Raw genomic sequence first — 6965 nt, forward strand, 5'->3', positions numbered from 1 at the left:
CATCGCGGCGGGCCACACCGTCTACATCGGCAGCAGGGATCCGGAGCGTGGCCGCCGGGCCGCCGAGCGGCTCGGCGCGCGGATGGTCCAGCTCGACGTCACCGACGACGCGTCCGTGACCGCCGCGGCGAAGGCGATCGAAGCCGAGGGCGGGCTGGACGTCCTGGTCAACAACGCCGGAATCGAGGCACGCGGCGAAGGCAACACGGTGGTCGGCGCCGCGGATTTGACCGCCGAACTGATGCGGACGGTGTTCGAGACGAATGTCTTCGGCCTCGTGCGCGTCACCCACGCGTTCCTGCCGCTCTTGCAGCAGTCGCCCGCCCCGGTCGTGGTCAACGTGAGCAGCGGCCTGGCCTCGATGACGCGGATGAGCACCACGGGCTCGCCCGGCTCGGCTTACCCGGGCGTGGCCTATCCGGCGTCGAAGGCCGCGGTCAACATGGTCACCCTTCAGTACGCGAAGGCGTTGCCGAACATGCGGATCAACGCGGTCGAGCCCGGATTCACGGCGACAGACCTCAACGGGAAGACCGGCACGCAGACCGTCGAGCAGGGCGCCGAGATCATCGTGCGCATGGCGCAGGTGAGTCCCGACGGCCCTACCGGCGCCTACTTCGACGCCGAAGGCCCCATCGGCTGGTGATGTGTCAGCCGGTCGGCGATCAGCCCGGCGACCTCGGCTTGGGCTTTCCCAACGGGCCGACGTCCACGTCCACGTTCTGGTGGTCGTCGTCGCACGGCCGACCGGTCGAGACCGGCGAGGCCGATCCGAACCTGGCCGCCGTGCCGGCGGTCGTCAGGTGAGATCAAGCAGCTCCACGGTCACCGTCGCGGTGTCGCCTACGTCGAGGCCCTCGGCTTTGCGGATGGCGCGCTTGACCGGCAGCACGTACGCGCCGCGTGCACTGTCGGGGAAGATCGACGTGGTCCAGCTGCTGGTTCCCACCGTCGCGCGCACTCGCAGCGAGCCGAAGCCACGCCGTGGAGCGCCGCCGAGCAACTCCCGGACGTCTTCGGACTCCTCGGCCGGAAGGGCCACGAAGGTCCAGCTCTCGCCCTGCCTGGCGTCCCAGAGCCACAGTTCGGACTCGAAGGTGATGACCATGCCTACGAGCATCGCACCGAGGACCGACACTCTCCTGGTTGTTCTTGGACGTTTTTGGAGCTTGACGGACGCGCCGCCCGGGGAAGGCCCGGACGGCGCGCCGATCGAGGATCTATGTCGGTGTCGGTGTCAGTGTTGGTAAGCGGAAGGGATGGGCCTGACCCTGGCTAGCCGCAGTCGTGCGCGTCGCTGGTGGCCGAGGCGATGGTGATGTCGATTGCGCCGCCCAGACCGGTCAGGTGCAGAGCGTTGACGGTCAGGCCCTGGTCGGCGCCCGGTACCGGCTTCTGCTCGTTGAGGGTGAGGGTCGCCAGGCCGAGCAGGCTGATCGTGGAGTTCGGCCCGGGGCTCACGGTCACCGGCGCTCCGCCGATGGTCAGATTGGCGATGGTGGTCGCGCCGCTGGATCCGGCGCAGGTGGTGGTCGAGGTCGCCTTGACGGCGGTGGCGTCGATCACCGGCAGGCCGGGCACGCCGATCGTGATGTGCTGGACGGCCGAGGTGGCGGTCGAGGTGCCCGGGGCGAGAGACGTGGTCACGTTCACGCACAGGGTCTGGGCCACCACGACGCCGAGTGCGTTGATCGTGGCTGTGCACGGAGTCGACGTGGTCGTGGCCTCGGCGGTGACGATCTGGCCGGTGTCGGGCGTGGGCGCGAGGTTGACGTCCAGCAGGAGCAGGTTGACTCCGGCTGACACGCCGAACGCGCGGCCGGTCAGATATTGCAGGTGCGCCGTGGCGCTCGCGCTCGCGGGCAGATAGTAGGAGTCTCCGGCGAAGGACGCCGAGATCGGGACGGTTGCCGCAGAGGTGAGCGGTTGGTTGACCGCGGCGATGGTGCACGCTGCCGAACCGCTCGCGTTGGTGGTCGCCGAGCAGGTCTGCTGCGATGCGCCGCTGCCCAGCGCGAACGCGACCGTACGGCCCGGGATCGGCGTCGTGCCGTCCTCGGTCAGCACGCCGGAAAGCGTTGCGGGCCCACCATTGGCGACGTGTGTGGTGCCGGTGTAGGTCAGCGTCGTCTCTTCCCGCGTGACCGTGAACGTGGCGTCCGCCGAAGAGCCGGTGGTCGTGCCGCTACCGGCGTAGGAGGCGTGGATCGGTACGGTTCCCGCCGCCTCGCTCGGGGTGACGGAGCAACCGGCCTTGCCGGTGCTGTCGGTCGTGCCGGTGCAGGCCGGTTGTGCGTCCAGCTGGATGCTGACCGAGGCACCCGCGATCGGCGAGCCGGTGATCGTGTCGGTCAGTGTCGCGGCCAGGGTGGTCGGGTCGTCGAAGTCACCGCTGGTCGCGCCGGAGTAGACCAGGGTGGTCGGTCGCGGCTGCCAGGTGATGGTGGTCTTGTTGCTGAAGTGCGGCGGCGGGCTGTCGGTGTCGTTGAAGCTGGCCTGAACGGTGTCCGTGCCCGTCGCGGTGGTGTCGGTGATCGGGAAGGAGGCATGGCCGGTCGAGTCGGTCACCGCGGTGCCGGTCAGCCCGTTGTCAGGTCCGCTGAGGACGGTGAAGGTCACCGTGATGCCCGCGCGTGGCTGGGCGAAGCCGTCCACGACGCTGGCGGTCTCGATCTGCGTGGTGCCCACCAGGTCGGTGGCCGATTCCGGCGCGAGCTTGATGCCGGAGGCGGGGTTCGTGCACGGCAGGCCGTCCGGGTTCCAGGCCTGCGTGAGCTCGTTGGTGAGAACGGCCCTGATGTGCGTCTTCGGAGCGGTCGGCCAGTGGGCCCAGAGGTCCTCGCCCTCGTAGATCGCCAGGCCGCCGTTCGCGGTGCGGGCGTAGGCCTGCACGTTGCCGGTGTTGTTCAGGACGTTGGTGGTTATCAGCGAGGTGCACCAGGCGCCCTTGTTCCCGGAGAAGGTGTTCGAGTCGCCCAGCGCGTCCGAGCCGGGGTCGGGGCCGCCGATGCCGGCGGTCAGCGTGTTGTCCTCGACGAAGCTGTAGCTTCCGCCGGTGGCGCCCCGCGGGCCCGGGGACTTGGTCGCGAACGGGAAGCGGAACCCGCTGTAGTCCGCCTGGCCGCCTTCGCCCGGAGCGCACCGGTCCCCGTCGAAGATCAGGACCTTGCCGCCGTTGTCGAGGAAGGCGTTGACCGCGGACAGCGCGTTCGCGTTCGCGGCGGCGCCGATGTCGCAGACCTCGTACAGCAGGACGGTGTCGAAGCCGCCCAGCGCCGTGGCCGGCGCGGCGTCGATGGTCGATATCGGTTTGTTGGTGAAGACCGCGCCGTTGTACGAGGCCGTGCTCCCGGTGCCCAGCTGTATGCCGGTGACCGTGAAGATGCTCGATCCGACGTAGTTGGGGTCGTTGATGCCGCTCCCGTTGCCGAGGGCGTCGTCGTAGACGTAGGCGACGTTGTGCGTGGTGGACGAGGCCGCGTTCGCCACGGTCGGCACCGCGACCACCAGCGCGCCGACGAGCGCGGCGCACACGACCGCCGGGCCCGTCCTGCCGGGTAAGGATGGCAGGCGTGATGACATGGATGGATCCCCCTTCTCGCGCCGAACGGCGCGTGCCCGAACACGCCCGATCGATGTCAAGACTCTGATCAGGCCGTCCCCGTCATGGTGACTCGTCCGTGACGGTGCGGAAATCACCCGTTGTGGGGGCGTGGTGGTCCGGTTTCCGGGCGCGGGTGCGTAGGAGCACGCGCGGGCGCGGGTGGGGAAGGCGCAAACCGTGTCATCGGTACGCGAAGAATGTGCCGGAATATGAGCTGCTGACAGCCCACGGCAGACGAACGGATGATCCGTTGCAGGCTGCTTACCCGGTCGCGAGCGGTTCGAAGCCTGACAGGAGCGTCGTGCCGACGTCCCGTTCCAGGAACCGGACGCCTTGCTTCATGTAGCCGCGCGGGTTCGCGTCGAGCCGGCGTGCCCAGGCTGGCTCCGCGCTCGCTTCGCCGCGCATCCACGCGTAGCAGGCGAGCGCGTAGCCGAACATGGCCTCGTTCAGGTAACCCAGGGTCCTGGTCTGCCAAGCGCCGCCGTTGTAGGCCCTGAAGTCGAAGGCGGCGTTCGCGGTGAAGACGCCGAAGCCGGTGTACACGGTGAGCAGGTCGGTCAGCGGTTCGTGGTCCTCGCCGTCCGCGCCGGGTACGCCGCCTCGGCCGAGCAGCAACTCATGGCATAGTTCGTGGGCCGCGACCGCCACCAGCCGCACCCGGTCCCTCGTCTGCGCCGGGTCGATCCGGATCAGTCCGCGCCCCTCGCGCTGCTGGTAGTGCCCTGCGACCCATGAGCGCTTGACCGGAAAGAGCGCGGTCTCGCCGATCTCGCCGGGAAGCTCCTCGTCGGCGGCCAACTCCACCTCGACACGGTCGGCACTGATGCCGAGATGCTCCCTGACTTCGCCGACGATACGCAGCACGTCCCGTTTCGCGCCGATGTACGCGCCCGAGAGGAAGGTGTCGGTGGGTTCGACGACACGTCGTCGCAGCGGCAGGTCCCCGAACCGATCCGCGCTCCAGCGCAGCATCTTCTCGATCCACGCCTGTTCGCGCGGCGGCACGGGACATTTGGCACGGAAGAACGCCACGCCGGACACCGTACCCACTGTGCGATGCCAGGATCCGCGTCAGCCCGCTGTGTTGGCGGGGGCCGGGTGCGCCGCGAAGAACCGCCAGATGACGTTGGTGGCGTTCAGCGCCGTGGACGGCGGGTCGAGGTGCAGCAGCCGCTGGATCAACGGTTTGGGGCGGCTGCCCGGCCATTGGTGTCCGGCCCCTGCGATGGTGATCAACTCGACGGCGCGCCCGTCCGGGCAGGTGGCCAGGGACGTGGTGACCGTGTTCGAGGCGGTTTGTGTGGGAGCCCGGCAATGGTCGACCGTGCGCCAGTCGGCGATCACGGAGGGCACGGCCGGGCCGTCGACACGGCCCGGCCCGGCGCCCGGACCGCCGTCGTAGGGGATGTACCGATCGGCTGTGCCGTGGATGGCGATCACCGACACCGCGGCGGGCGCATCGCACGAGCCCTGTAGCGTGGCCGAGTCCGGGCCGATCGCGGCGAAGAGTCTGGTGTCGCAGGCCAGCCGGTAGGCGAGCATGCCGCCGTTGGAGATCCCGGTGGCGTAGATCCGCGCCGGATCGACATCCGCCTCGCCACGCACGGCCGCGACCACCGCGGTGATGAAGGCGACGTCGTCGATCCCTGACGTGCCCGGGGTTCCGCAGCAGCCGCCGCCCGCGTTCCAGGCCCGGTCCATGCCGTCCGGGTACGCCACCAGGAAGTGTCCGGAATCCGCCTCGGCGTCCCAGCCGTAGTCGCCCTCGGCCTGACTGGCGCTGCCGTAGCCGCCGTGCAGCATGACCACCAGGGGCGCGGGGCCGGTCAGCCCGGCCGGTCGGTAGAGGCGGAAGGTGCGTTCACGTCCGCTGCTCTCGATGTAGTGCGTAGACGAGCCGACGGGCACGCGCGCGTTCTGCGCCGTGCCCGTGCCGCTGGTGTTCGTGTTCGTGCTTGTATTCGTGCTCGCGTTCCCGCTTGCGTTTCCGCCCGCCGAGTCGCCCTGTGTCGCCGCGGTGCGGTAGGCGACTGAGCAGCTCACCACGAGGGCGACTACGGCGGTGGCGACCAGTGCCGCCTTCTGTCTGCGCGAAACCCGCGCCACCGCCGCCTCCGGGAATCAGTGAACGTTGAGCGTTCGAGGAGCCACGAGGAGCCACGTTGAACCGCCGAACGCCTGCGCTGGCACTTGGCGGACGCTTGCGTGGCCGCTGCTTGCTACTTGAGTGCTGCGCGGATCTTCTTGGCGTCGTCGCGCGCTTGGGCCAAGGCCTTGCGTGCGTCCTTCGCGTCGCCGGCCAGCGGCGACAGCGCGCTGTGGATCGCGTCCGCGTTCGGGCTGGGCTGGATGCCCAGCAGCGTGGCCACCCGGTTTGCGTCCGCCTGCTGCGCGGCCTGGATCTGCGCCTGCATGTCGGCGAGCTGCGACTTCTCGGCCGAAGTACCGCCGCCGGGAGCGGCGGCGACGCGCGTGGCGAGCTTGTCGTGCACCTTCTGTAGCGCCGTCGCGGCGGCCGATTCGATGTCGAAGACGTTGGTCAGGTGGACCTTCGGCACGACGAGCATGTACACGCGGTAGTCGTCGACCATCGCCGTGGCGTCCGCGCGCACGGCGGCCACCGTGCTCTCCGCGGCGACCTTGCTGCGCAGCGATGTCAGACCACTGATGTCACTGTTGATCAGGCTGCCGAGGGTGGAGCGGTCGGCGGTGCTGAGGTGCGTGGCGTTGTTCACGACCATGCTCAGTGCGCGCAGCGTCTCAAGCCGGCCGTCGATGCGCGAGGTCGTCAGGGTCTGTGCGGCCTTGAGCCCGGCGGTACCGGTGCCGGAGGTCGCGGCGGCGCGCGCGGTCTGGGCCTGCGCGGGCAGCGCGGCCGCGGCGGCGAGCGCCGACGCGGCGAGGGATGCCGCGGCAAGGCGGGTGAAGCGCTTCACGATTGATTCCTGTCTGCTGGATCTCGGGCCGAAAGGGGGTCAGCCGCCGTCCGACGGGCTCTGCGTGGCCTTCGCCATCGCCGAGTCCAGTTCGGAGAGCTGACCGTCGACCGCGTTCAGATCGGAGTCGACGCCGGCGCCTGCGGGGCCGTTCGCGCTGTTCGCGTCGGCCGCGGATCCGGCGGCGGGCGCCGCCGTGCTCCCACTCGTCGGGGTCACCACGCCGTTCACCGACTGTGCCGCGGCGGAATGTCCCTGGCACCCCGCGAGTACCGCCGCGCACAACACCGCCACGACTCCGGCAACCACCGCTCCGGTCGCTCGCCTCACCGTTCCTCCAACCCGAATCGCTGTGGACAGCGAAACTCTCGCAGAGCGGTTGTAAGAACCCGATAAGTGTGAACGAGCGGGTCGGACGAGCT

Annotated in this window: 8 protein-coding genes; 2 read left to right on the forward strand and 6 right to left on the reverse strand. The window is 69.7% G+C overall.

The features are described from left to right. On the forward strand, positions 1 to 646 hold a 646-nt coding region (locus VGS97_RS07010; protein WP_326852422.1), incomplete at its 5' end, for an SDR family NAD(P)-dependent oxidoreductase. Continuing rightward, positions 643 to 807 carry a hypothetical protein gene (locus tag VGS97_RS07015; RefSeq protein WP_326852423.1) on the forward strand — a complete coding sequence of 55 codons (165 nt, stop codon included), beginning with the start codon at positions 643 to 645 and terminating at the stop codon, positions 805 to 807. The genes VGS97_RS07010 and VGS97_RS07015, both read left to right, overlap by 4 nt. Here VGS97_RS07015 and VGS97_RS07020 read toward each other — a convergent pair. The 6 genes from VGS97_RS07020 to VGS97_RS07045 all read right to left on the reverse strand — a co-directional run bounded on the left by VGS97_RS07020 (position 800) and on the right by VGS97_RS07045 (position 6873). Further along, on the reverse strand, positions 800 to 1108 hold the full coding sequence (locus VGS97_RS07020; RefSeq protein WP_326852424.1) for a DUF1905 domain-containing protein: 309 nt from the start codon (positions 1106 to 1108) through the stop codon (positions 800 to 802). The genes VGS97_RS07015 and VGS97_RS07020 overlap by 8 nt on opposite strands. A 167-nt stretch (positions 1109 to 1275) precedes the next feature. Then, positions 1276 to 3582 (reverse strand): choice-of-anchor P family protein, encoded by a 2307-nt coding sequence (locus VGS97_RS07025; protein WP_326852425.1) that lies wholly within the window; start codon positions 3580 to 3582, stop codon positions 1276 to 1278. 283 nt (positions 3583 to 3865) lie between these two features. Continuing rightward, positions 3866 to 4639 (reverse strand): hypothetical protein, encoded by a 774-nt coding sequence (locus tag VGS97_RS07030; protein WP_326852426.1) that lies wholly within the window; start codon positions 4637 to 4639, stop codon positions 3866 to 3868. 39 nt (positions 4640 to 4678) lie between these two features. Next, a complete protein-coding gene (locus VGS97_RS07035) occupies positions 4679 to 5713 on the reverse strand; it encodes an alpha/beta hydrolase family esterase (RefSeq protein WP_326852427.1) in 1035 nt (344 codons plus the stop codon). Between the two features lie 113 nt (positions 5714 to 5826). Then, a complete protein-coding gene (locus VGS97_RS07040; RefSeq protein ID WP_326852428.1) occupies positions 5827 to 6543 on the reverse strand; it encodes a hypothetical protein in 717 nt (238 codons plus the stop codon). A gap of 39 nt (positions 6544 to 6582) precedes the next feature. Then, positions 6583 to 6873: a hypothetical protein gene (locus tag VGS97_RS07045; protein WP_326852429.1), complete on the reverse strand. Its 291-nt coding sequence runs from the start codon at positions 6871 to 6873 to the stop codon at positions 6583 to 6585. Between the last annotated feature and the right edge of the window lie 92 nt (positions 6874 to 6965).

This window comes from Actinocrinis sp. (assembly GCF_035946395.1).
Lineage (GTDB): Bacteria > Actinomycetota > Actinomycetes > Streptomycetales > Catenulisporaceae > Actinocrinis.

What these genes read in the sequence shown, in the direction of transcription:
- VGS97_RS07025 (WP_326852425.1), bottom strand. Translation starts at nt 3,582, where the DNA reads ATGTCATCACGCCTGCCATCCTTACCCGGCAGGACGGGCCCGGCGGTC.
- VGS97_RS07020 (WP_326852424.1), bottom strand. Translation starts at nt 1,108, where the DNA reads ATGGTCATCACCTTCGAGTCCGAACTGTGGCTCTGGGACGCCAGGCAG.